Consider the following 22,292-nt stretch of genomic DNA (forward strand, 5'->3'; position numbering starts at 1 on the left):
CCGGGCCGGGGCGCCCGCGTTCGGCGCGGACTGGGCCGGGTTCATCGGTGCGCTGCCGCAGGACAACACGCCCGATCCCGGTCCCTGGCCGGACTGGTTCGCCCGGCGCCGCCTTCTGCCCTACCTACGCAGTTCGGTCGACGGCGGCGCGCTCGACGGTTCCGGGGCGGCGCTGGTCGAGCAGGTCGTCGCCCGGATCGGCGAGTTCGGCGGTGACGAGCCGCCGGCCCGGGTGCACGGCGATCTCTGGCCCGGCAACCTGCTCTGGGGCGCCGACGACCGGGTCTGGCTGGTCGACCCGGCCGCGCACGGTGGGCACCGCGAGACCGACCTGGCGCAGCTCGCCCTCTTCGGCGGCCCGCCTCACCTGGACCGCGTCCTGGCCGCCTATCGGGAGGCGTGGCCGCTGGCCGACGGCTGGCGGGAACGGGTGCCGCTGCATCAGCTGCACCTGCTGCTCGTGCACACCGCGATCTTCGGCGCGGCGTACGCGGACGCGGTGGCCGCCACCGCCCGGGCCGCCCTCCGGGGCCTCGACCGCGCTACGGTCGACGGATGAGCGCCCCCCGGACGACGACCGACGGCGTCCTCGCCGACCGGTACGGCCGCGTCGCCCGGGACCTGCGGGTCTCGCTGACCGACAAGTGCAACCTGCGCTGCACCTACTGCATGCCGGCCGAGGGCCTGCCCTGGCTGTCCGGTCCGCAGCTGCTCACCGACGACGAGATCGTCCGGCTGGTGGGTGTCGCGGTGACCCGGCTCGGCATCACCGAGGTGCGCTTCACCGGCGGTGAGCCGCTCATCCGGCCCGGCCTGCCCGGCATCGTGGCGGCGGTCGCCGCGCTCACGCCCCGGCCGCGCATCTCGCTGACCACGAACGGCATCGGCCTGGCCCGCATGGCGTCGGCGCTGCGCGACGCCGGGCTGGACCGCGTCAACGTCTCGCTCGACACGTTGGACCGCGACCGGTTCACCGCGCTGACCCGCCGCGACCGGCTCGCCGACGTGCTCGCCGGGCTGGCCGGGGCCGCCGAAGCCGGGCTGACCCCGGTGAAGGTCAACTCGGTGCTCATGCGGGGCACGAACGACGACGAGGCGCCCGCGCTGCTCCGGTTCGCGCTCGCGCACGGCTACGAGCTGCGGTTCATCGAGCAGATGCCGCTCGACGCGCAGCACGGCTGGGACCGCTCGACCATGGTCACCGCCGACGAGATCCTGGCCTCCCTGAAGGCCGCGTTCGCGTTGACGCCGGACCCTTCCGAGCGGGGCGCGGCACCGGCCGAGACGTGGCTGGTCGACGGCGGGCCGGCCCGGGTCGGGGTGATCGCCAGCGTGACCCGGCCGTTCTGCGGCGACTGCGACCGCACCCGGCTCACCGCCGACGGCCAGGTGCGCAACTGCCTGTTCGCCACCGAGGAGTCGGACCTGCGCGGCGCGTTGCGCGACGGCGCGGACAACGAGGAGCTGGCCCGGCGCTGGCGCGCCGCGATGTGGGCCAAGCGGGCCGGTCACGGCATCGACGATCCGACGTTCCTCCAGCCCGCGCGTTCGATGTCCGCGATCGGAGGCTGAGGGTGGAGCTGACCGTCCGCTACTTCGCCGGCGCCCGAGCGGCGGCCGGACTCTCCGAGGAGACCGCATCCGCCGGCCGGTCCCTGGACGAACTCCTCGATGACCTGGCCGCCCGCCACGGCGAACGCCTCGCGGTGGTGCTGAAGGCGGCGAGTTTCCTGGTCGACGGCGTGGCCTGTCATGATCGACGGGCGCTGTTGCCGGCCGGGGTGACGGTGGACGTGCTGCCGCCCTTCGCGGGCGGCTGAGGGGGGCACACGTGCTGGCCATGGCGACATTCCTGGGCTTCGTCGTGCTCGTGATCGGCCTGATCCACTTCTACCTGTGGAAGCGGCTGGTCCGGGACACCACGCGCCCGGGGCGGTGGCGCCGGGTCGGCGGGGTGGCGATCGCGGCGCTGGCGGTGCTCGTACCGGTGACTCTGGCGGGCACCCGCAACGGCTGGTACTGGCTGGCCTGGCCCGGCTACCTCTGGGTCGCGCTCATGTTCTACCTGCTGGTGATCCTGCTGGTGCTCGAAGTGCCGACCGCAGTGGCCCGGCTGGTGCTGCGCCGCCGCGCCCGCTCGGTGGTCGCCACCGGCCCGGAGCCCGAGCCCGTACTCGTGGGCGCGGCGACGGCGGAGGGTGCGACGCCACCGCCGGTCGACAGCGCCGGCGCGCCGCCGGCCGGCGCCCTCGCGCCGGACCACGACCCCTCCCGGCGGCTGCTGCTCGCGCGCGGGGCGGCGATCTTCGCCGGGCTCACCGCCGCCGGCGTCACCGGGTACGGCGTCCGCACCGCCATCGGTCCGCCGCAGCTCGACCGGGTGCAGATCCCGCTGGCCAAGCTGCCCCGGAGCATGGACGGGCTGCGCATCGCCACCGTCTCCGACATCCACCTCGGGCCGCTGCGCGGCCGGGCGCACACCGAGCGGATCGTCGCGATGATCAACCGGATGGACGCCGACCTGGTCGCCGTGGTCGGTGACCTGGTCGACGGCACGGTGGCCGAGCTGGGGGAGGCCGCCGAACCGCTGCGTGACCTGCGGTCCCGCTACGGCAGCTTCTTCGTCACCGGCAACCACGAGTACTACTCCGGCGTGGAGGAGTGGGTCCGCGAAGTGGACCGGCTCGGTCTGCGCGTGCTGCAGAACGAGCGGCAGGAGATCCAGGCCCGGGGCGGCGTGCTGGACCTGGCCGGGGTGAACGACGTGAGCGCCGCCGGCACCGGGGTGGCCGCACCCGCCGACTACGCCGCCGCGCTCGGCGACCGTGACCCGAGTCGGCCGGTCGTGCTGCTGGCGCACCAGCCGGTGGCCGCGCAGGAGGCGGCGAAGTTCGGCGTCGACCTCCAGCTCTCCGGGCACACGCACGGCGGCCAGATGGTGCCGTTCAACCTGGCGGTGAAGCTCGAACAGCCGGTGGTCTCCGGTCTCGGCGAGATCGACGGCACGAAGGTCTACGTCACGAACGGCGCCGGTTTCTGGGGTCCGCCGGTGCGGGTGGGCGCGCCTCCCCAGGTGACGCTCGTGGAGCTGCGCGCCCCATAGCGCGCACCCGCCGCCGAGTCCAGCACCGCATTGCTCAGGTCACCCGTTCGCGTGGCGGCGGGCGGGCGGGGGACCGGACGTGACAGGATGCGGCGTGCCTCCGTTCAGCGCCGCACCCTCCGGTGGCCTCCCGCCGTACGTGGCGGACCTGCACATCCACTCGAAGTACTCGCGTGCGTGCAGCCGCGACCTGACCCTGCCGAACCTGGCCTGGTGGGCCCGGCGCAAGGGCATCGGCGTGCTCGGCACCGGCGACTTCACCCATCCCGCCTGGTACGACCACCTGCGCGAGACGCTGCACCCGGCCGAGCCGGGCCTGTACCGCCTCGCGCCCGAGGCGGAGCGGGACGTCGCCCGGCGGCTGCCGCCCCGGCTCGCCAGTGAGGCGGAGGCGGACCCGGTCCGGTTCATGCTGAGCGTGGAGATCTCCACGATCTACAAGCGCGACGACCGCACCCGGAAGGTGCACCACCTGATCTACCTGCCGGACCTGGACGCGGTGGCCCGGTTCAACACGGCGCTGGGCCGGATCGGCAACCTCGGCTCGGACGGGCGGCCGATCCTCGGGCTGGACTCCCGCGACCTGCTGGAGATCACGCTGGAGGCGAGTCCGGACGGCTATCTGGTGCCGGCACACATCTGGACGCCGTGGTTCTCCGCGCTCGGCTCGAAGTCGGGCTTCGACGCGATCGCCGACTGCTACGCGGATCTGGCCGAGCACATCTTCGCGGTGGAGACCGGCCTGTCGTCCGACCCGGAGATGAACTGGCGGGTCGGCAGCCTGGACCGCTATCAGCTGGTGTCCAACTCGGACGCGCACTCGCCGCCGGCTCTGGCCCGGGAGGCCACGGTCCTCACCGCCGCCCGTGACTACTTCGCGATCCGCGAGGCGCTGCGCACCGGGGACGGGCTCGCCGGAACTGTCGAGTTCTTCCCGGAGGAGGGCAAGTACCACGCCGACGGGCACCGGTTATGCGGGGTGAACTGGCCGCCGCAGCGGACCCGTGAGGCGGGCGGACGCTGCCCGGAGTGCGGCAAGCCGCTCACCGTGGGCGTACTCAGCCGGGTGGAGGAGCTGGCGGACCGGCCGGAGGGGCACCGTCCGGCGCACGCGCGCGAGGTGACCCACCTGGTGCCGCTGGCCGAGATCCTGGGCGAGCTGAACCGGGTCGGCGCGCGGTCGAAGAAGGTCGAGGGCAAGCTCAACGAGCTGGTCGCCGCGCTCGGCCCGGAGCTGGAGATCCTGACCCGTACCCCGGTGGAGGAGATCGGCCGGGTCGGCGGCGAGCTGCTCGCGGAGGGCATCGGCCGGCTGCGCCGCGGCGACGTGCGCCGGGTGCCGGGCTACGACGGGGAGTACGGCGTGATCACGCTGTTCGACCCGGCGGAACTGGGCGCTGCGGGTGGCCGGGCCGGGCAGGAGACGCTGTTCGACGTACCGGTGCCCGCGCAGCGGAAGCCCGCGGAGCCGGCGCCGAAGCCGAAGGCCAAGCGCCCGGCGGCGGTCCGGCCGGAGCCGAAGCGGACGCCGCCGCCCGCGCCTCCGATCGCGACGCCGCCGTCCCCGCACGAGCCGTTCGAGCCGATGCTCGCCGGGATGGAGGAGGTCGGCACCGGCCTGCTGGACCGGCTGGACGCGATGCAGCGGGTGGCCGCGTCCGCGCCGGGCGGTCCGCTGCTCATCGTGGCCGGTCCGGGCACCGGCAAGACCCGCACGCTCACCCACCGGATCGCGTACCTGTGCGCGGAGTTGAACGTCTTCCCCGATCAGTGCCTGGCGATCACGTTCACCCGGCGGGCGGCCGAGGAGCTGCGGCACCGGCTGGACGGGCTGCTCGGCCCGGTCGCCGAGGACGTCACTGTGGGTACGTTCCACTCGCTGGGCCTGACCGTGCTGCGGGAGAACGCGGCGGCGGCGGGGCTGCCGGCGGACTTCCGGATCGCCGACGACGCGGACCGGGCGGCGGCGCGCGCGGAGGCCGGTGACGACGACGAGCGGTACGCGGCGTTGCTGCGCAAGCGGGACCTGGTCGACCTGGACGAGCTGCTGACGCTGCCGGTGTCGCTGCTCAAGGGGGACCGGAAGCTGGTCCGCGAGTACCGCGAGCGGTGGAAGTGGATCTTCGTCGACGAGTACCAGGACGTCGACGCGGTGCAGTACGACCTGCTGCGGCTGCTCAGCCCGCCGGACGGGAACCTCTGCGCGATCGGTGACCCGGACCAGGCGATCTACTCGTTCCGGGGCGCCGACGTGGGCTACTTCCTGCGCTTCTCGCAGGACTTCACCGACGCGCGGCTGGTCCGGCTGAACCGCAACTACCGCTCCTCGGCGCCGATCCTGGCCGCCGCGGTGCAGGCCATCGCGCCGTCGTCGCTGGTGCGGGGCCGTCGCCTCGACCCGGCCCGGCTCGACCCGGAGGCGCCTCTGGTCGGCCGGTACGCGGCGGCTTCGCCGTACGACGAGGCCGACTTCGTGGTCCGTACCGTGGACGAGCTGGTCGGTGGCCTGTCCCACCGCTCGCTGGACTCGGGGCGGATCGACGGGCGGACCACGTCGCTGTCCTTCTCCGACATCGCGGTGCTGTACCGCACGGACGCGCAGGCCGCGCCGATCGTGGACGCGCTGGCCCGGGCGAACATCCCGGTGCAGAAGCGCTCGCACGACCGGCTGCGGGACCGTCCCGGCGTGCCGGCCATCGCCCGCGAGCTGCGCCACGCCGGTCTGGACGGTTCGCTCGCCGCCCGGGTACGCCAGGCCGGGCAGATCCTGGCCGAGCGCTTCGCGGTGCCGACGCTCGACGGCTCCGGCGCGGTACGCCCCGAGGACGTCCGCACGGCGGTGGACCTGCTCACCCCGCTGGCCCGGCGCTGCGACGACGACCTGGAACTGTTCCTCAACCAGCTCGCCACCGGCGCGGAGGTGGACGCGCTGGACCCGCGCGCCGAGGCGGTCACGCTGCTGACGCTGCACGCCGCGAAGGGCCTGGAGTTCCCGGTGGTGTTCCTGGTCGGGGCCGAGGACGGGCTGCTGCCGCTGCGCTGGCCCGGAAGCGAGCCGGACGACGACGCGGTGGCCGAGGAGCGGCGGCTGTTCTTCGTCGGGCTGACCCGGGCGCAGGACCGGCTCTACGTCAGCCACGCGGGCCGCCGTGCCCGGCACGGCGCGGAACGCGACACCCGCCCGTCGCCGTTCCTCGACGTGATCGACCCGGCGTTGTTCGAGCGCCTGGACGCGACCGAGCCCCGCCGCCCGAAGGACCACCAGCTCCGGCTGATCTGACCGGGCACGCCTCAGCTGAGGACGGCGGCGAGCCACGCGCCGCCGAGCAGCGCCGGGCCGAACGGCACCGGCGTGTCCCGGCGTACCCGGCCGGCGGCGAGCAGGACGAGCACCGCGACTCCGGCGAGCACGTGCGGCAGGAGCAGCCCGAGGCGCAGCGCCGGCCAGCCGAGCCAGCCCAGCGGCAACCCGAGCGCGGCGGCGAGCTTCACGTCGCCGAAGCCGAGCCGGGCGCGGGGCAGCAGCGCCAGCAGCGCGTACCCGAGGAAGGAGAGCGCGGCCCCGGCCACCGCGACGGCCAGGCGGCGCGGTTCGCCGGTCGCCGCCGTGGCAGCGGTGAGGCCGAGCCCGCCGCCGAGCGCGACCATGCCGACGAGCGGGTCGGGCAGCCGCAGCGCTGTCACGTCGGTGACCGCGAGCGCCAGCCCGACGGCGGCGACCAGCAGCAGCGCGGGCAGCGCCGGGTCGGCGGCCCGGGTGGCGGCGAGCCCGCCGAACGCCACGGCGCCGGCCAGCGCGAACGCGCCCCGGCGCGGAGCGTCGCCGGCGGGAACTGTGACGAACGACCGGCCGACCGGTACGGCCACCCACCCGGCCGACGCGCCCAGCAGCGCGGCCCCTGTCACCAGCAGCGCCGACACGGGCGGGACGCTACCGCCCGGCGGGTTCCCCGGCTGCCCCGTCGACGGCTGGTGGCGGGGACCGGCGGGGTCGCTCGGTGCTCACCACCACCGCCACGCCGACCACGATGATCGCACCGCCCAGCAGCACCTGCGAGGTGATCGGCTCGGCGACGAACAGCGCGCCGAGCGCCACCGCGACCACCGGGTTCACGTACGCGTACGTGGAGACCAGGGAGATCGGCGCGTGCGCGAGCAGCCAGACGTACGCGGTGAAGGCGACGAGCGAACCGGCCACCATCAGGTACGCCAGCGCCGCCCAGGACCGCCCGGTCACCTCGGCGAAGCTGAATCCGCGCAGCTCGCCGCGGGCGACGCCGACGAGCGCGAGCACCGCCGCGCCGGCCAGCATCTCGTAGACGGTGGCCACGAACGGGTCGGCGGGCATCCGGATCCGCCCGGACAGGTACGAGCCGACCGACCAGCTGGTGGCGGCCGCGACCACAGTGAGCGCGCCGGCCACCGGCACGCCGTCCACGCCGTCGCGGGGCAGCACCAGCACGACGAGGCCGGCGAACCCGAGCGCCACCCCGAGGAACGTCCACGGCCGGGGCCGGTCCCCGCCCACGGTCCGCAGCACCACCACCAGCAGCGGCACGGTGGCCACCAGCAGCGCGGCCACGCCCGAGGGAACCGCGGTGCCGGCCGGACCCGACTCGGCGAGCACCACCAGTCCGTTTCCGCCGGCGAGCAGCAGCACGCCGATCAGCGCGGCGGAGCCGACGCGGCGCACGGGCACCCGCAGCGCGCCGGGCCCGCGCCGCAGGCGCAGCACCACGGCGAGCACCACGGCCGCGCCGGCGAACCGCATCGCCGCGGAGATGAGCGGCGGCAGGGACTCGACGGCGACCCGGATGCCCAGGTACGTCGAGCCCCAGAGCAGGTAGACCAGCACGAGTGCGGTCCAGATCAGGGCGGTGCGTGTCGGCGGCGTCGCGGAATCGACAGCGTTCGTCGCACTCGTGGGGCGTGAGCTCATCGAGGGTCCACGCTACGGTGACCACGGCGTCGGCGTCCCCAGTTGGTGGCCGGCCTCTCAGCACTGGCGTACGCAGGAGGCGTTCATGTCGAACTTCGGTCCACCGGGCGGCGGCTCCCCCGACCCCTGGGGACGGCCCGACGACGGCTACGCCCCGCAGCCCGATCCCCGCTACGCCGCGCAGCCCGATCCGCGTCACGACCCGCAGTACGGCCCGCCGGGCGCGCAACCGTACGGCCCGCCGGCCGATCAGTACGGGCCGCCGGCCCAGCAGTACGGGCCGCCGGCCCAGCAGTACGGGCCCGCCGACCGGTACGGCCCGCCGGCCGATCAGTACGGCCCGCCGACGCAGCGCTACGAGCCGGCGCCGGCGTGGTCCCCCGGCCCACCGCGGCAGGGTCACCCGGCCGACCCCTACGCCGGGCCGCAGTACGGCGGGGAGCCGCAGTACGCCGAGCCGACGCCGCCGAAGCGCGGCAAGGGCCCGCTGGTGGTGGTGGTGGTGGTCGTGCTGGCGGTGCTGCTGCTCGGCGGCGCCGGGGCGTACTGGATGCTCGGCCGGGACGAGGAGAGCCCGACCGCCGGGACGACGGCGGCCACCGCGCCGGCCGCTGATCCGACCGAGGCGGCGCCGAGCGATCCGGCGGAGGCCACGCCGACCGCGCCCGCGCCGGCCTCCTCGACCGATCCGCGTTTCGTGAAGGCGGGCCAGTGCGTCGCCAACGAGGGTGGCGGCGGTCAGCCGAAGCTGGTGATCGCCGACTGCGCCCCGAAGACGTACGAGGTGCTGCGGCGCATCGACGGCGCGACGAGCGGCAAGAAGGACGCGGAGGCGAAGTGCGGGAAGGTCGACGGGTACACCGACTGGTACTTCTTCGACAGTGAGCTGGACACGCTCGACTTCGTGCTCTGCCTGAAGCGCCGCTGACGCGCCACTGACGCCCCGGCTCGTCGGTAACCAAAACTAGGGCTGTCTAGCTTTCACGCTAGACAGCCCTAGTTTTATGTCGAGACCGACACGCGGTAGCTGCATCTACGCACGTCTAGCCTGGCCGCTAGAGAAGCCGATACTGTGCGATTCGTGGATCCGGTCCGCAACCCGTACGCGCCGGGCGCCGGCCAGCGCCCGCCCGAACTCGCCGGGCGGGGGCGGGAACTGGACGTGTTCGACGTGGTGCTGGAACGCATCGCGCGTGGCCGGCCCGAACGCAGCCTGATGCTCACCGGGCTGCGCGGCGTCGGCAAGACCGTCCTGCTCAACACGCTGCGGTCCGAGGCGATCAACCACCTCTGGGGCACCGGCAAGATCGAGGCGCGGCCGGACCAGTCGCTGCGCCGCCCGATCGCCGCCGCGCTGCACATGGCGGTCCGCGAACTCGCGCCCCGGCACCGCGCCCCGGACCGGATCGACGCCTTCCTCGGCGTACTCAAGGCCTTCGCGCAACGCTCCGCCCCCACCGGGCGCGGCGGCGCGGCGCCCAAGCTGCGCGACCGCTGGCAGCCCGGCATCGACGTGCCCGCGAGCAGCGGACGCGCCGACTCCGGCGACATCGAGATCGACCTGGTCGAACTGCTCAGCGACGCGGCAGCGGTCGCCACCGACGTCGGCACCGGCATCGCGATCTTCATCGACGAGATGCAGGACGTCGGCGCCGAGGACGTCTCCGCGCTCTGCGCCGCCTGCCACGAGCTGTCCCAGCTCGGCGCGCCGCTGATCGTGGTGGGCGCGGGCCTGCCGCACCTGCCCGCCGTGCTCAGCGCCGCCAAGTCCTACTCCGAGCGGCTCTACCGCTACCAGCGCATCGACCGGCTCGACCGGATCGCCGCCGACCAGGCGCTCTGCGCGCCGGCCGAGCGGGAGGAGGTCGAGTACGAGCAGAAGGCCCTCGACCTGCTCTACGAGAAGTCCGGCGGCTACCCCTACTTCGTCCAGGCGTACGGCAAGGCCACCTGGGACCACGCGCCCCGCTCGCCGATCACCGCGGCGGACGTCCGGGTCGCCGCGCCCGAGGCGGAGGCGGAACTGGCGGTGGGGTTCTTCGGCTCCCGGTTCGAGCGGGCCACCCCGGCCGAACGCGAGTACATGCGCGCCATGGCGACGCTGGCGCTGGTGGACGGCGAGGAAGGCAGCCGCGACGACATGGACGCCGCGGTGCCGACCGCCGAGATCGCCCGCGCGCTCGGCCGCAAGCCGGCCAGCCTCTCCCCGGCCCGCGACGCGCTGATCAAGAAGGGGCTGATCTACTCCGGCGAGCGGGGGACCGTGGCGTTCACCGTCCCGCACTTCGGCCGCTACCTGCGCACCCAGCCCGCGTGACGGCCGCGACCGCTCAGACCCGCGACCACGGTGGTGGGAAGACCACCTCGCCGGACGGCGGTGGCGGTTCCTCGCTCGCCGACGGCGGCAGCACCAGCGCCTGCCACGGCTCGCCCAGCCCGGACCACGGGCTGGTCAGGCCCAGCCGGTCCGCCGGGCCGAACCCGAACCGCCGGTAGTACGCCGGGTCGCCCAGCACCACCACCAGCCGTTCGCCCAGCTCGGTCGCGGCGTCGAGCGCCGCCTGCACCGCCGCCGTGCCGTGACCGAGCCGCTGCCGGTGCCGTGCCACAGCCACCGGGCCCAGCGCCAGCGCCGGCCACACGCGGCCGTCGTCGGTGCGTACGCCGACGCGCGTGAGCAGCGCGTACGCCACCACCTCGCCGCCGTACTCGGCGACCATGGCCAGCTCGGGAATCCACGCCGGGCTGTGCCGCAGCTCCTCGACCAGGCCGACCTCCGGCGGGGTGGCCACGTCGGGCCGGGCGAAGGCGGCGGCCAGCACCCGGGCCACCGCCGGCTCGTCGGCGGGGCCCTCCGGGCGTAGTCGCAGCGTCGTCACCCGCGCGACCTTACCGAACGCGACCGGTCCATCCGCGACGGTCGCTGAAATCGATACCGTCCGGACGTCCACGTCGGCCGATACCTTTCGTGTGTTGCGGGGATGACGACGCCCCCGACGGGGTAAGACTGAGCCATGAAGCCCGTGCGCTCCCTCGCCCGAGTCATGTTGAGCGGCATCTTCGTGGTCAGCGGCGCCCGCAACCTGCGCAACCCGGAACGCCTGGTGCAGGCCGCGGAGCCGGTCACCGGGAAGGTCGCCCCGCTGATCCGCAACGTGCACCCGCGCATCCCCACCGACACCGTGTCGCTCATCCGGGCCAACGCCGCCACCCAGCTCGTCGGCGGTCTGATGCTGGCCACCGGCCGGTTCACCCGTCCGGCCGCGCTGGTGCTCGCCGGCTCTCTGATCCCGACCACCRCCGCCGGTCACGCCTTCTGGAACAACGACGACCCGGCGGCGCGCAACAACAACCAGGTCCACTTCCTGAAGAACCTCGGCCTGCTCGGTGGCCTCCTCCTCGCCGCCGCCGACACCGAGGGCAAGCCGGGGCTGCGCTGGCGCGCCGGCCACCGGATCGACCACTCGCGCCGGTCGGTCACGCGCGCGGTCCGCACCGCCCGCCGCGATGCGAAGATCGCCGTACGCTCCGCGGCGGCCGCCCGCCGAATCCCTGGTTGACACCCCTTTCGTACGGCCACCACCCCCCGCAAGGCCACCAATCACCTGAACCGTCCGAGACCCGTTAACGCGGTGGAAATGTCGCAAACACGTGTGGGATCGGACACGGTCGCGTAACGCGGGAGGCAGCAACGTGAGGCGCCGTTCTAGGCTCCGTTCTGGACCTGGACGGGTACGACGACCTTGGTACGGGGGTGGCCACGCCATGCCGACGTCAGTCGGTAGACGGACCAACCGCCTCGCCCCGACCTCCCGCGTCGACCGCCGGACCGTCGTGCGCCTCGGGATCGTGGCCGCCGTGTCGTACGCCGCGTGGCTGGCCATCGGCGCCTTCGGACGGCCGTACAACTTCTTCGACATGAAGATCTACCACGGCGCGGTGGTGTGGTGGGCCAGCGGAAACGAGCTGTACGACTTCGTCGCGCCGTCGACGACACTGGGCTTCACCTATCCACCGTTCGCCGGTGTGGTCATGCTCCCGATGTCCTGGCTGCCCGTCGACGGCGCCGGCTTCGTCAACGCCCTGGCCAGCATCGCCGCGCTCGCGGTCGTCCTGGCGGCGCTGCTGCGCCCCATCGTGGACCGGCTCGGCTGGCCGCTCTGGTTCACCGTCGGCATCGCCACCCCGCTCGCGGTGGCCATCGAGCCGTCCCGGGAGACGCTCGGCTACGGCCAGGTCAACCTGCTGCTGTTCGCGCTCGTCATGGCCGACATGGTGGGCCTGCGCTGGCGCGCCAAGCGGGGCACCCACCACGAGACCGCCGACTCGCCGCTGGCCCGCTTCGTCTACAGCGGCGCGTGGGCGGGCGTCGGCATCGGGCTCGCCACAGCCGTCAAGCTCACCCCGGCGTTGTTCGTCGCGTACCTGATGCTCACCCGGCAGTGGCGGGCCGCGCTCACCGCCGTCGGCACCACGATCGGCGTGACCATCGCGACGTTCGGCCTGGTCGGTGAGGAGTCCCGCGCCTACTTCACGAGCGTGCTGTGGCAGACCGAGCGGGTCGGCGCGGCGGACATGACCGCCAACCAGTCGCTCGCCGGGCTGCTGGCGCGGCTCTACGACTCGATCGAGACGCCCGGCCTGCTCTGGCTCGCCTTCTCGGTGCTGCTCCTGGCGCTGGGCCTGTCCCGCGCGCTCAGCGCCCGCGCCGACGGCGACGAGCTGACCGCGTTCACACTCGTCGGGCTCACCGCCAACGTGATCAGCCCGATCTCCTGGTCGCACCACCTGATCTGGGTCATCCCGGCGATCATCGTGCTGGCCGACGCCGCGGTACGCCGCCGCGACGCCAGCCGGGGCCTGCCCCTGCGCGGCAGCGGCCCCTCGGCCAACGGTGTGCCGGCGCTGCGCCCGCCGATCTGGTACCCGACGTTGACCGGGCTCCGCCACGGCGTCGGCGCGCTCGGGCTCTACCTGCTGTTCCTGATCTCACCGATCTGGCCGTACGAGCACCAACTCCCCGAGGTGTCCCACTACCAGGACGGCCTGTTCGGCGCGCTGATGGAGAACTCCCTGGCCATCGCGCTGATCGTGCTGGTGGCGGCGCTGCCGTGGCGTCCGGGAGCCGAGCCCGCGTTCTACCACGACCGGTTCAGCCGCGCGGCCGCGCTCGCCGGCCGGCGCTGAGCACTCAGGGGCAGTTCACCCATTCCTCGGTGCCGTCGTCGAAGACCTGCCGCTTCCAGATCGGCAGCCGCGCCTTCACCTCGTCGACCAGCCGGGCGCACGCGGCGAACGCCGCCGCCCGGTGGGCGGTGCTGACCGCCGCCGCCAGCGCCACGTCGCCGATCTCCAGTGGGCCGATCCGGTGCGACACCGCGACCGCGTACACCGCCGGGTCGGCGGCGATCTCGGCCGCCACCTCACGCAGCACCGCCTCGGCGGTGGGGTGGCCCTCGTACTCCAGCCGGGTGACCCCCCGCCCGTGGTCGTGGTCGCGGACCACGCCCTGGAAGGAGACCACCGCGCCGGCCCGGCGGTCGGCGACCGCCGCCTCGTGCGCGGCCAGGTCGAGCGGCCGGTCGGTCACCGCGCCGAGCACCACGCCTGCCTGCACCGTCACGACGTCTCCCGTCGGCTCGTTCGTCGCGCTCACCCGGCACGCTCCCCGGGGGTCAGCGGCAGCGGCACCAGCGGCACCCGGTCGCCGGCCGCGCCGCTGGCGCCGGGCCGGATCACCGCGAAACCATCCGCGCCCGCGAGACCGCGCAGCATCGCCGACCCGACGTGCCGCACCGGGTACGCCGTGCCGGCGACCCGGTCCCAGCGGGCCAGCGCCAGATGGGTGTAGTCGCCGCGCCCCGGAATCGGCTCGGCCAGCGTCACGTGCGGCAGCACCGGCATCGGCCGGCCGGTGAGACCGGCGAGCAGCGGCGCGACGAGCGACACGAGCGCCACCACCGCGGACTGCGGGTTGCCCGGCAGGCCGGCCACGAACCGCACCCGCCCGTCGTCGCCCACCAGCCGGGCGAGCAGCATCGGGAAGCCCGGGCGCACCGCCACCGTGTTGACCACGTAGTCGGCGCCGAGCGCCTCCAGCGTCGGGTGCAGGTGGTCGACCGGCCCGTGCATGGTGCCGCCGGTGGTGCAGACCAGGTCGGCGTTGGCGAGCGCGCCCCGCACCGCCGCCACGTGCGCGGGCAGCGTGTCGGCGACCGGGCCGACCACGTCGGCCGTACGCACCTGGCAGCCGTAACGGCGCAGCCAGGCGGGCACCGACGGGCCGAGCGCGTCGCGGACCCGCCCCGCGCCGGGCGGACCCGAGGTGAGCAGTTCGTCGCCGAAGACCAGCAGCGCGGCCCGGGGTGGGCGGCGGACCCGCAGCGTGTCGTGCCCACAGGAGGCGGCCAGGCCGAGCACCGCCGGATCCACCGGCGTGCCGGCGGGCAACAGCTCCTCCCCGAGGTACGCCTCCTCGCCCGGTTCCCGCCACTCCGGCGCCGGGCGGGGCGTGCCGGTCACCAGGCCGTCCGCCGTGCGGGCCGACTCCTCGATCCGCAGGATCGCCGTCGTGCCCTCGGGCACCATCGCGCCGGTGGCGATCTCGACAGTGCTGCCGTCGGTCTCCAGCGGCGCGGCGGTGTGCCCGGCGAGCACCCGGCCCACCACCCGCCACGGCCCCGGGCCCCGCACCGCCCAGCCGTCCACGCTGGAGGTGGGGAACGCCGGCAGGTCGGTACGCGTCGTCAACGGCTCGGCGAGGGTGTGCCCGTCGGCCTCGGCCAGCGGGCGGGCGACGGCGGGGAGCGCGGCGGACAGGCCCACCGCGTACACCCGGGAGCGGGCCTCCTCCCACCCGGCCGGTGGTGGCGTGCCCGCCTCGGCCGCGGCGGCTTCGGTTTCCGTGCTCATCCGGCGAGCCTAGCGCCGGGGCACGTGGCCCGCGGGTTCAGTGGTCGCCGCCGCGAAGCTGGTCGACCGCGTGCTGCAGGATCGGCCCGAGCACCGCAAGGCCGTCGCGGGCGCCGCCCCGCGAGCCGGGCAGGTTGACCACGAGCGTCCGGCCGGTCACCCCGGCCAGCCCGCGGGACAGCGCCGCGGTCGGCACGGTGTCGCGGCTGTACGCGCGGATCGCCTCGGCGATGCCGGGGATCTCGTAGTCGAGCAGCGCACGGGTCACCTCGGGCGTGCGGTCGGTCGGGGTGATGCCCGTGYCACCGCTGGTCAGCACCACGTCCACACGTTCCTCGCGGGCGGCGAGCAGCGCCTCACCGACCGGATCGCCGTCCGGCACCACCACCGGCGGGTCGACCTCGCAGCCCAGCTCCCGCAGGCCGGTCACGAGCAGCGGGCCGCTGGTGTCCTCGTACACCCCGGCGGCGGCCCGGTTGGAGGCCACGATCACCCGGGCCCGGATCACGGCCGGTCCTCCGGCCGGACCCATTCGCCGGTCTTGCCGCCCTCCTTGCGGAGCACCCGGACGGCCTCCACCGAGGCGGCCGGGTCGACCGCCTTCACCATGTCGATGAGAGCGAGGCCGGCGACCGCCACCGCGGTCAGCGCCTCCATCTCGACGCCCGTCCGGTCGGCGGTCTTCGCGGTGGCGGTGATCTCGACCGTGTCGGCGGTCAGGTCGAGGTCGACGGTGACGCCGTGCAGCGCGATCGGGTGGCAGAGCGGGATCAGGTCGGGCGTGCGCTTGGCGCCTATGATGCCGGCGAGCCGGCCGACGGCCAGCGCGTCGCCCTTGGGCAGGCCGTCGCGCCGCAGCAGCTCGACCACCTCGGCGGTGGTGCGGAGCCGGCCGGCGGCGACCGCGAGCCGGCCCGAGACCGGCTTGGCGGAGACGTCGACCATCCGGGCCGCGCCGGCCGGGTCGACGTGGGTGAGCTGCGCGGGTTCGGTCACGGCCCGACCCTATCCGCCGGGTACGACGACGCGCGTGCTCCGGGCCGTCGGCGGGGAGGAGCGCCGTGTCGGGTGCAGATCCACGACGCCCCTCCCTCACCTACCCACCGCCGATTCGCTGGGGGGAACTGGCGGTGGGGGCCTTCGCTCGGCCTGGCCCACCCTGGCGGTGAGCCCTCCCCGTAGCCGATGGCGGGACGCTAACGAACGCTGCGATAAGAAATCGATAAGCCGGGTCAGGTCGGTGGTGACGGCATCGCGGCGAGCTGCCGCCGCAACTCGTGACGCTCCGGGGCGCCCATCCGTTCGAAAATCGCCAGGGCCCGTTGCCGGTACCGTCGCGCCTCGACCGGCTGCTCGTCCACCAGGTGCTCCGCCAAACCGCTGAGGGCGCGGGCCTGCTCGTACGGGTGGGCGATCCGGGTGGCGATGGCGAGGGCTTCCTCGAGCACGGCGGCGGCCTCCCCGCCTCGGCCGACGGCTCGCAGGGTGACGGCCAGCTCGTTGCGCGCCTCGGCTTGGACCTGCTGCTCACCGGAAGCGGCGGCGGCCTCGATGGCGGCTTCATGATGCCGCAACGCCTCCTCGTAGCGGCCGAGCTGGCGGTAGGTCCCGGCGAGGTCGCTGATCGTCTCGGCGCGGGCGAAGCCGCTGCCGGTGCGGTCCCGAAGCGCCAGCGAGGCGCGTAGCAGGCGCTCGGCCTGCGCGTTCTGCCCGAGCCGGTACCTGACGCCTCCCAGGTGCCCCAGCGCGTTCGACATGTGGAACGGGTCCTGCCTGGTGCGCGCGACGAAGAGGTGGAGCCGGTGAACGGCCATCGACTCGTCGTACCGGCCGAGGCAGCGGAGCGTGAGGCCGAGGTTGGGCAGAACGGGAAGGGTGTCCAGCACGTTGCTGCGCAGAGTCAGGCGGTTGATCTCCAGCGACTGCTGAAGTCGACCGGTGAGCCAGTACACCACGCCGAGGTTGAACCGCGCCCGCTGCGCGCCCGCTGCGTCCCCGAGCCCGGTGAGGATCGAGACGACCTCGTGCAGGTGGGTGGAGGCGTCCTGGAAAGCGCCGGTACGCACACAGGCCGACGCGAGGTAGTTGTGCATGAGAGCCACGGCGTGCCGATCTCCGCACCGTCGGGCCGCTGCCAGACCCGCGGAGTGGGTGACCGAGATGTCGTCGAAGTAGCCCCGGGTGTAGAAGAAGCGCCAGCTGGCGCGCGCGAGCCGCCAGGCCATCGGTTCATGGCCCTCCTCAGCCGCCTGGCGGGCGAAGGCGATCAGATTCAGGCGCTGGTCCTCCAGCCAGTCCAGATCGCCGTGCTCGCGTCCGACGAGCAGGTCCGCGCGGCGCGGCTCCCCGAGCCGCAGGTGCAGCGCGAGTACGCCGCTGTCCTCGGTCTGCGCCGAGGCCCGCACCACCGAGTGCAGCAGGTGATCCAGCAGGTTCTGTACCGCCGCGTGGCGCGCCGGCCGCTCGTCCTCCTCCCGGGCCAACTCGGCGGCGTACCGCCTCATCAGATCGTGCAGGCGGTACCGGCCCGCCGCGGTCTCCTGCACGAGGTTGCGGTCCACCAGTTCGTCGAGGACGTCCGCCGCCTCCCGCCACGGCAGATCGTTTAGGGCGGCGACCATGGCGGTGTCGAGGTGACCGCCGGTGACCAGCCCGAAGGATCGGAAGGTTCTCCTGCACGCCTCGTCGAGCGGCTCGTACGACTCGGCGAACGCCTCGATCACGCTCCGCGCCTCGGTCCGGAGACCGGGAAGGATCATCGATCTGTCGTTCAACCTGTCGACGAGATCGGAGATCCGCCAGTCCGGCCGGTGAGCGAGGCGGGTGCCGGCCAGCCTGACCGCGAGGGGCAGACAGCCGCAGATGCCGACCAGGCGGCGTGCGGCCTCCCGTTCGGCTGTCACCCGCCCGTCCCCGACAAGTGTCGTGAGCAGTTGCAGCGCCTCGGGCTCGGAGAGAACGGCGAGGGACACCGGCGGCCGTTCGGTGAGCGCCAGCAGGCGACGCCGGCTGGTGACGAGCACCACCGCCGGCCCGGAGGTGGGCAGCAGCGGTTCTACCTGCCGGCTGTCGGCGGCGTTGTCGAGCACCACCATCGCGGCCCTCGTGGCGAGTTCTCGCCGCCACATTTCCAATCGATCGGGCAGTTCCATCGGTATCCGGCCGGCCGGCACACCCATTTGGCGAAGAAGGATGTCAAGCGCTGCGGTAGGCGTCATCCGCGTGTCCTCGGTGTGCCCGCGCAGGTCGACGAAGAGCTGCCCGTCGGGGAAGCGTTCGGCCAACCGCGAGGCCACGTGCAGGGCGAGAGTCGTCTTGCCGCAGCCCGCCATGCCGTCGATCAGGCGGATCGTCGGGACTCCGCCGGACCGCTCGCGCACGTCGTGCAACAAGCGATCGACAATTTCCTTCCGGCCGACGAAATCCGGCACCGTGCGCGGCAGCCAGTCATGCGTACGGGATCTTTTCCGAATTGTTTCCGCCTCGGTGACGGAGTTCGGGACCCGCCGACGGGCGAGGGCGGCCGCGACCCGCAACTGCTCCATCTCCTCGCTGGGCGGCACGCCCAGTTCGCCGGTGAGGGCCTCGCGCGCGGCGCGGTAGACGGCCAGCGCGCCACCCGCGTCACCGGCCGCGGTGAGGGCACGCATCAGGAGACACTGCGCGCGCTCCCACAGAGGCTGACGCGAGACCTCCTCACGCAGCAGCGACGCCGCCGATTCCGGGCGCCCCAGGATGAGATGCGCCTCCGCCAGCGACTCCAGGGCTGCCCGGCGTTCCTGGCTCGCGGCCTCTCGCCGGGCGGTCAGCACCGGCCCCAGCGTCAGCCCGGCGAGCAGCGGGGCCACCGCGGCGCCCACATCCTCCAGCAACGGGACCGCCTGCGCCGGCGCTCCCGCCCGCATCAGTTCCCGAGCGTGGCGCCAGCGCGCGGTCAGCCGGTACAGGTCGATGAGGCTCTCGTCGGCGAGGAGTCGGTAGCCACCGGGCTCACGGACGATCCTGAGCCTGTCATCCGCGTACGAGTCGAGGCTGCGACGCAGGTTGCCGGCGTAGGTCCGGACATTGGCGATCGCGGAGCGAGGCGGATCGTCGGGCCACAACTCGTCCACCAGGTCGTGCATGGGGACCAACTGATTGGCCCGCACGACCAGCAGCGCCAGAACCAACTGCTGTTTGGGGGTTCCAAGCGAAAGGCCCGCGGCGCCGATCCGCACCGCCAGACCACCGACCACTTGGATTTCCATGCTGCTGTTCCGGCCCCAGTCGGCTCTTGTCCACGGGCACACGGGAGCGTAATCGATTAGTCACAAACCCGTTGCCCCGGCAGCGGTCTCGCACACCGACACCACTCTCGTCCGACCCGGCGGTGAAAGCCGCCCAAAGCACGGTTGTAATGTTCCGCCGCCACGGCGACGCTACAGGCGACGTAAGGCTTCTCAGGCCATTCCCATGGCGCTGAGCGACTACGCGGGTACATGAAGGAGACGATCGGCTCCGCTCCGCATACACCCCGTGGACACAACGTCATTTACTCCGCAATAGTTACTTATATTGCGCATACCGACATTAATGCTTCCTTATCGCCCTACCTACGCTCTAACCTGCTCTTCCAAGACAGGGGGCGCCACGAAGCGCCAAGAGAGATATGCGAGGAGGGTCGTGACAATGCGCAGCACCGAATGGAACTGACGAACCTTTTGGTCATCAAGCAACCACGACCCGTTTCGATATCCAAGGAGGCGGCAAAATGCGTAGCACCGAATGGAACTGAGAGTTCTCATATTTCCGGCGAAGGGGTAGGCTGCCGCTCATCGCATTCCGACGGTGAGCGGCGGGTGATGCCGGTTGAGCCGAACAGCGGACGGCCGACAAGCCGTCGAGCCCATGCTGCGCGTGATCGTGTCCGTCTTGAGCGTGTGCGCGACGTTCGTCGCGCTCGCCGCACTGATCGCCGTCTGGACAGAGCCACCGGACTCCGTACGTGACCTCGTCACCGTCACGGCCCTGGTGGTGACGGTCGCCCTGGCCACAGTCATCAAGACGCCGGTGCGAATCCGGTCGACCACAGTGGCCTTCGCCTGGGTCGAGACTGCGATCGTCGTCGGTCTCGCCGTCGCGCCGGCCTCCTGGCTGATCCTGGCAACCGGCATCGGCGTAGCCTGCGGCTCGGTCACGCGACTCGCGCCCATCAAGACCRCATTCGGCGTCGCGAAGCACACGTTGGTTGCCGGGGGCAGCGCTCTCGTCATCCTGCTGCTCGGCAACGCGTGGCCGCCCCGCGAGCCGCTCCAGATCGTCCTGCTGCTCGGAGTCGTCTACCTCGTCGCGGCCGTGCTCGACGACCTACTCGCGATTCCGGTCATCGCGCTCGCGTCCGGCACGCCCATCGTGCGGCAGTTCCGCACCGACCTCGACCTGCGGGTGGCTGGCTTCGCGGTCCGCTTCCTGGTGGCCGCCTGCACCGTACTCATCCTGCGGGCCGATCCCCGGCTGCTGCTCGCCGTGCCGGCACTGGTGCTCAGCCTCCACCTGGCCTATTCCACGCGGATCCGCACCCGCACCGAGCAGCAGGCGTGGCAACGACTCGCCCGCGCCACCGACGCGCTCAACGTGGTCGACCTCGACCAGGTGCTGACCACCGCAGTCACCGAAGCCAGCGAACTCTTCTCCGCCGACGAGATCGAGATCGAACTGCGCGACGGCGGACGCACCGTCCGCGGCAACGCCGCAGGCATCGCGTACGACGGAACGTCGCCCCAGCCCAGCGACATCGACGGCCGGGTCATGCCGGTCGCGCTGGAAGGCCACAACCGCACCGACGACCTCGGCGTGCTGCGGCTACGGTTCGCCGGTCCGGTCGAACTCTCCGAGCGCGAGCAGTACACCCTGCGTACCTTCGCCTCCGCCCTGTGCACCGCGGTCCGCAACGCCCAGGCGTACGCCGAACTCGCCCGCATCGCCGAGGACCACGCCTACGCCGCCACCCACGACGCCCTCACCGACCTGTCCAACCGGCGTCACCTGCTGGACGAGGGCAGCGCCCAGCTCACCACCCGGCACGCCGACGGCGTCACCGCGCTGGTGCTGATCGACCTCAACCACTTCAAGGAAGTGAACGACACCCTCGGCCACGGCGCCGGTGACCAGGTGCTGATCCAGGTCGCCGAGCGGCTGCGCGACGCCGCTCGCCCCGACGACCTGGTCGCCCGGCTCGGCGGGGACGAGTTCGCCGTGCTGCTGCGCGGCCTGCCCGCCCCGGCCGTCGCCTCCCACCGCGCCGAGGCCCTGCTCAACGCCCTGCACGACCCGCTCGACGTGGACGGCATGCGGATCAGCGTGGAAGCCAGCGGCGGCATCGCCGTCGCCCCCGCCACCGGCGGGATGCCCGAGCTGCTTCGCCGCGCCGACGTGGCCATGTACCAGGCCAAACGCGCCGGTCAACGACTCGCCACCTACGCCCCCGCCCGCGACACCGCAGACCTCAGCCGGCTCACCCTCGGCGGGGAACTGCCCCGCGCCGTCGCCGACCACGAGTTCACAGTCAACTTCCAGCCCATCGTCGACCTCGCCGGCGGCGAGGTGATCGGCGCGGAGGCCCTCGCCCGCTGGCACCACCCCACCCACGGGCTCATCGACCCACTGCGCTTCCTCGAAGCGGTGGAACGCTCCGGCCTGCTGCCCGCGTTCGCCGAGGCGATCCTCGACCAGGCGCTCATCGCCGCCGGCTCCTGGCGCGACGCCGGCTTCGACCTGCCCGTCTCGGTCAACGTGTCACCCCGCAGCCTGCTCGACGCCCGCTTCCCCGGCGCGGTCCTGGCCCGGCTGCGCGCCCACGACCTCCCGCCGGACCGGCTCGTGCTGGAACTCACCGAGACGCTCACGCTCAGCCAGCTCGACGTCGTCGACCGCGTCCTCAGCCGCCTGCGCGACTCCGGCGTCCGCCTGGCGCTCGACGACTTCGGCACCGGATATTCGTCGCTCTCCCTGCTCTCCCGCATCCCCGTACACGAACTGAAGATCGACCGCAGCTTCGTCACCGCCATGGAGACCGCGCCCGAGGCCGCCGCCGTCATCCGCTCCACCCTCGACCTCGGCCGCAGCCTCAACCTCACAGTCGTCGCCGAGGGCGTGGAGAGCGAACCCCAGCGCCGCGCCCTCTGGGAACTCGGCTGCGCCGCCGGCCAGGGCCACCTGTTCGCCCGGCCACTGCCCGCCGCCGCGCTGCTCGCCAGCCTCCAGCGCGGCCACGGCGGCCGCACCGGCGCGCTCGCCCCGGCACTGCACGACGCGGGCGCCGTGATCCGCCTCCCCGGACGCCGCGCCGGCGGCGCCCGC

Annotated in this window: 18 protein-coding genes; 10 read left to right on the plus strand and 8 right to left on the minus strand. The window is 73.4% G+C overall.

The genetic code is table 11. From position 1 onward, the window contains the following. The 5 genes from A8711_RS22655 to A8711_RS22675 all read left to right on the plus strand — a co-directional run. A partial coding sequence (locus A8711_RS22655) for a fructosamine kinase family protein (RefSeq protein WP_176722861.1) occupies window positions 1–559 on the plus strand: 559 nt, incomplete at its 5' end. Then, entirely contained in the window at window positions 556–1,572 is a 1,017-nt protein-coding gene (moaA, locus tag A8711_RS22660) for a GTP 3',8-cyclase MoaA (protein WP_069089264.1), read from the plus strand. The genes A8711_RS22655 and moaA, both read left to right, overlap by 4 nt. A gap of 2 nt (window positions 1,573–1,574) precedes the next feature. Continuing rightward, window positions 1,575–1,820, plus strand: coding sequence for a MoaD/ThiS family protein (locus tag A8711_RS22665; protein ID WP_043327712.1), 246 nt, complete (start codon window positions 1,575–1,577; stop codon window positions 1,818–1,820). A 20-nt stretch (window positions 1,821–1,840) separates the two neighbouring features. After that, window positions 1,841–3,103 (plus strand): metallophosphoesterase, encoded by a 1,263-nt coding sequence (locus tag A8711_RS22670; RefSeq protein WP_205797534.1) that lies wholly within the window; start codon window positions 1,841–1,843, stop codon window positions 3,101–3,103. Window positions 3,104–3,197: 94 nt separating this feature from the next. Next, complete coding sequence (locus tag A8711_RS22675; protein ID WP_069089265.1) at window positions 3,198–6,383, plus strand: UvrD-helicase domain-containing protein; 3,186 nt, start codon at window positions 3,198–3,200, stop codon at window positions 6,381–6,383. Between the two features lie 11 nt (window positions 6,384–6,394). Here the strand turns inward: A8711_RS22675 and A8711_RS22680 are convergent, their stop codons facing one another. Both A8711_RS22680 and A8711_RS22685 read right to left on the minus strand, forming a co-directional pair. Continuing rightward, on the minus strand, window positions 6,395–7,024 hold the full coding sequence (locus A8711_RS22680) for an A24 family peptidase (protein WP_069089266.1): 630 nt from the start codon (window positions 7,022–7,024) through the stop codon (window positions 6,395–6,397). Between the two features lie 10 nt (window positions 7,025–7,034). Next, window positions 7,035–8,042 carry an EamA family transporter gene (locus A8711_RS22685; RefSeq protein WP_231915612.1) on the minus strand — a complete coding sequence of 336 codons (1,008 nt, stop codon included), beginning with the start codon at window positions 8,040–8,042 and terminating at the stop codon, window positions 7,035–7,037. Window positions 8,043–8,127: 85 nt separating this feature from the next. Between A8711_RS22685 and A8711_RS22690 the strand changes: the two genes are divergently transcribed. Together A8711_RS22690 and A8711_RS22695 are read left to right on the plus strand one after the other, a co-directional pair. Further along, a complete protein-coding gene (locus A8711_RS22690; RefSeq protein WP_069089272.1) occupies window positions 8,128–8,970 on the plus strand; it encodes a flagellar basal body protein FliL in 843 nt (280 codons plus the stop codon). Between the two features lie 153 nt (window positions 8,971–9,123). After that, window positions 9,124–10,359, plus strand: a complete 1,236-nt coding sequence (locus A8711_RS22695; protein WP_030499459.1) for an ATP-binding protein — start codon at window positions 9,124–9,126, stop codon at window positions 10,357–10,359. Window positions 10,360–10,372: 13 nt separating this feature from the next. Here A8711_RS22695 and A8711_RS22700 read toward each other — a convergent pair whose 3' ends face one another. Beyond that, window positions 10,373–10,921 (minus strand): GNAT family N-acetyltransferase, encoded by a 549-nt coding sequence (locus tag A8711_RS22700; protein WP_043330817.1) that lies wholly within the window; start codon window positions 10,919–10,921, stop codon window positions 10,373–10,375. Between the two features lie 135 nt (window positions 10,922–11,056). Between A8711_RS22700 and A8711_RS22705 the strand changes: the two genes are divergently transcribed. Beyond that, window positions 11,057–11,602, plus strand: a complete 546-nt coding sequence (locus tag A8711_RS22705) for a DoxX family protein (RefSeq protein WP_069089267.1) — start codon at window positions 11,057–11,059, stop codon at window positions 11,600–11,602. Window positions 11,603–11,807: 205 nt separating this feature from the next. Continuing rightward, on the plus strand, window positions 11,808–13,229 hold the full coding sequence (locus tag A8711_RS22710; protein ID WP_069089268.1) for a glycosyltransferase 87 family protein: 1,422 nt from the start codon (window positions 11,808–11,810) through the stop codon (window positions 13,227–13,229). Between the two features lie 4 nt (window positions 13,230–13,233). On the opposite strand, the gene A8711_RS22715 is transcribed toward A8711_RS22710, so the two are convergent. The 5 genes from A8711_RS22715 to A8711_RS22735 form a co-directional block, all read right to left on the minus strand. Next, a complete protein-coding gene (locus A8711_RS22715; protein ID WP_176722863.1) occupies window positions 13,234–13,659 on the minus strand; it encodes a molybdenum cofactor biosynthesis protein MoaE in 426 nt (141 codons plus the stop codon). Window positions 13,660–13,694: 35 nt separating this feature from the next. Beyond that, the gene (locus tag A8711_RS22720) at window positions 13,695–14,954 is read right to left on the minus strand and encodes a molybdopterin molybdotransferase MoeA (protein ID WP_043327706.1); all 1,260 of its coding nucleotides are present in this window, start codon (window positions 14,952–14,954) and stop codon (window positions 13,695–13,697) included. Window positions 14,955–14,991: 37 nt separating this feature from the next. Further along, window positions 14,992–15,486: a molybdenum cofactor biosynthesis protein B gene (locus A8711_RS22725; protein WP_176722862.1), complete on the minus strand. Its 495-nt coding sequence runs from the start codon at window positions 15,484–15,486 to the stop codon at window positions 14,992–14,994. Next, window positions 15,459–15,950 (minus strand): cyclic pyranopterin monophosphate synthase MoaC, encoded by a 492-nt coding sequence (gene moaC, locus A8711_RS22730; protein ID WP_069089269.1) that lies wholly within the window; start codon window positions 15,948–15,950, stop codon window positions 15,459–15,461. Before moaC ends, A8711_RS22725 begins: the two co-directional genes overlap by 28 nt. 236 nt (window positions 15,951–16,186) lie before the next feature. Next, on the minus strand, window positions 16,187–19,189 hold the full coding sequence (locus A8711_RS22735) for a tetratricopeptide repeat protein (protein ID WP_255365672.1): 3,003 nt from the start codon (window positions 19,187–19,189) through the stop codon (window positions 16,187–16,189). 652 nt (window positions 19,190–19,841) lie between these two features. Here A8711_RS22735 and A8711_RS22740 point away from each other — a divergent pair. Then, a partial coding sequence (locus A8711_RS22740; protein ID WP_069089271.1) for a bifunctional diguanylate cyclase/phosphodiesterase occupies window positions 19,842–22,292 on the plus strand: 2,451 nt, incomplete at its 3' end.

This window comes from Micromonospora sp. II (assembly GCF_001709195.1).
Classification (GTDB): Bacteria; Actinomycetota; Actinomycetes; order Mycobacteriales; family Micromonosporaceae; genus Micromonospora; species Micromonospora chalcea.

Excerpts from the sequence above, each read along its gene's own strand:
- A8711_RS22710 (WP_069089268.1), top strand. The coding sequence starts at position 11,808 with ATGCCGACGTCAGTCGGTAGACGGACCAACCGCCTCGCCCCGACCTCC.
- A8711_RS22670 (WP_205797534.1), top strand. The coding sequence starts at position 1,841 with ATGGCGACATTCCTGGGCTTCGTCGTGCTCGTGATCGGCCTGATCCAC.
- A8711_RS22685 (WP_231915612.1), bottom strand. The coding sequence starts at position 8,042 with ATGAGCTCACGCCCCACGAGTGCGACGAACGCTGTCGATTCCGCGACG.
- moaA (WP_069089264.1), top strand. The coding sequence starts at position 556 with ATGAGCGCCCCCCGGACGACGACCGACGGCGTCCTCGCCGACCGGTAC.
- A8711_RS22690 (WP_069089272.1), top strand. The coding sequence starts at position 8,128 with ATGTCGAACTTCGGTCCACCGGGCGGCGGCTCCCCCGACCCCTGGGGA.
- A8711_RS22720 (WP_043327706.1), bottom strand. The coding sequence starts at position 14,954 with ATGAGCACGGAAACCGAAGCCGCCGCGGCCGAGGCGGGCACGCCACCA.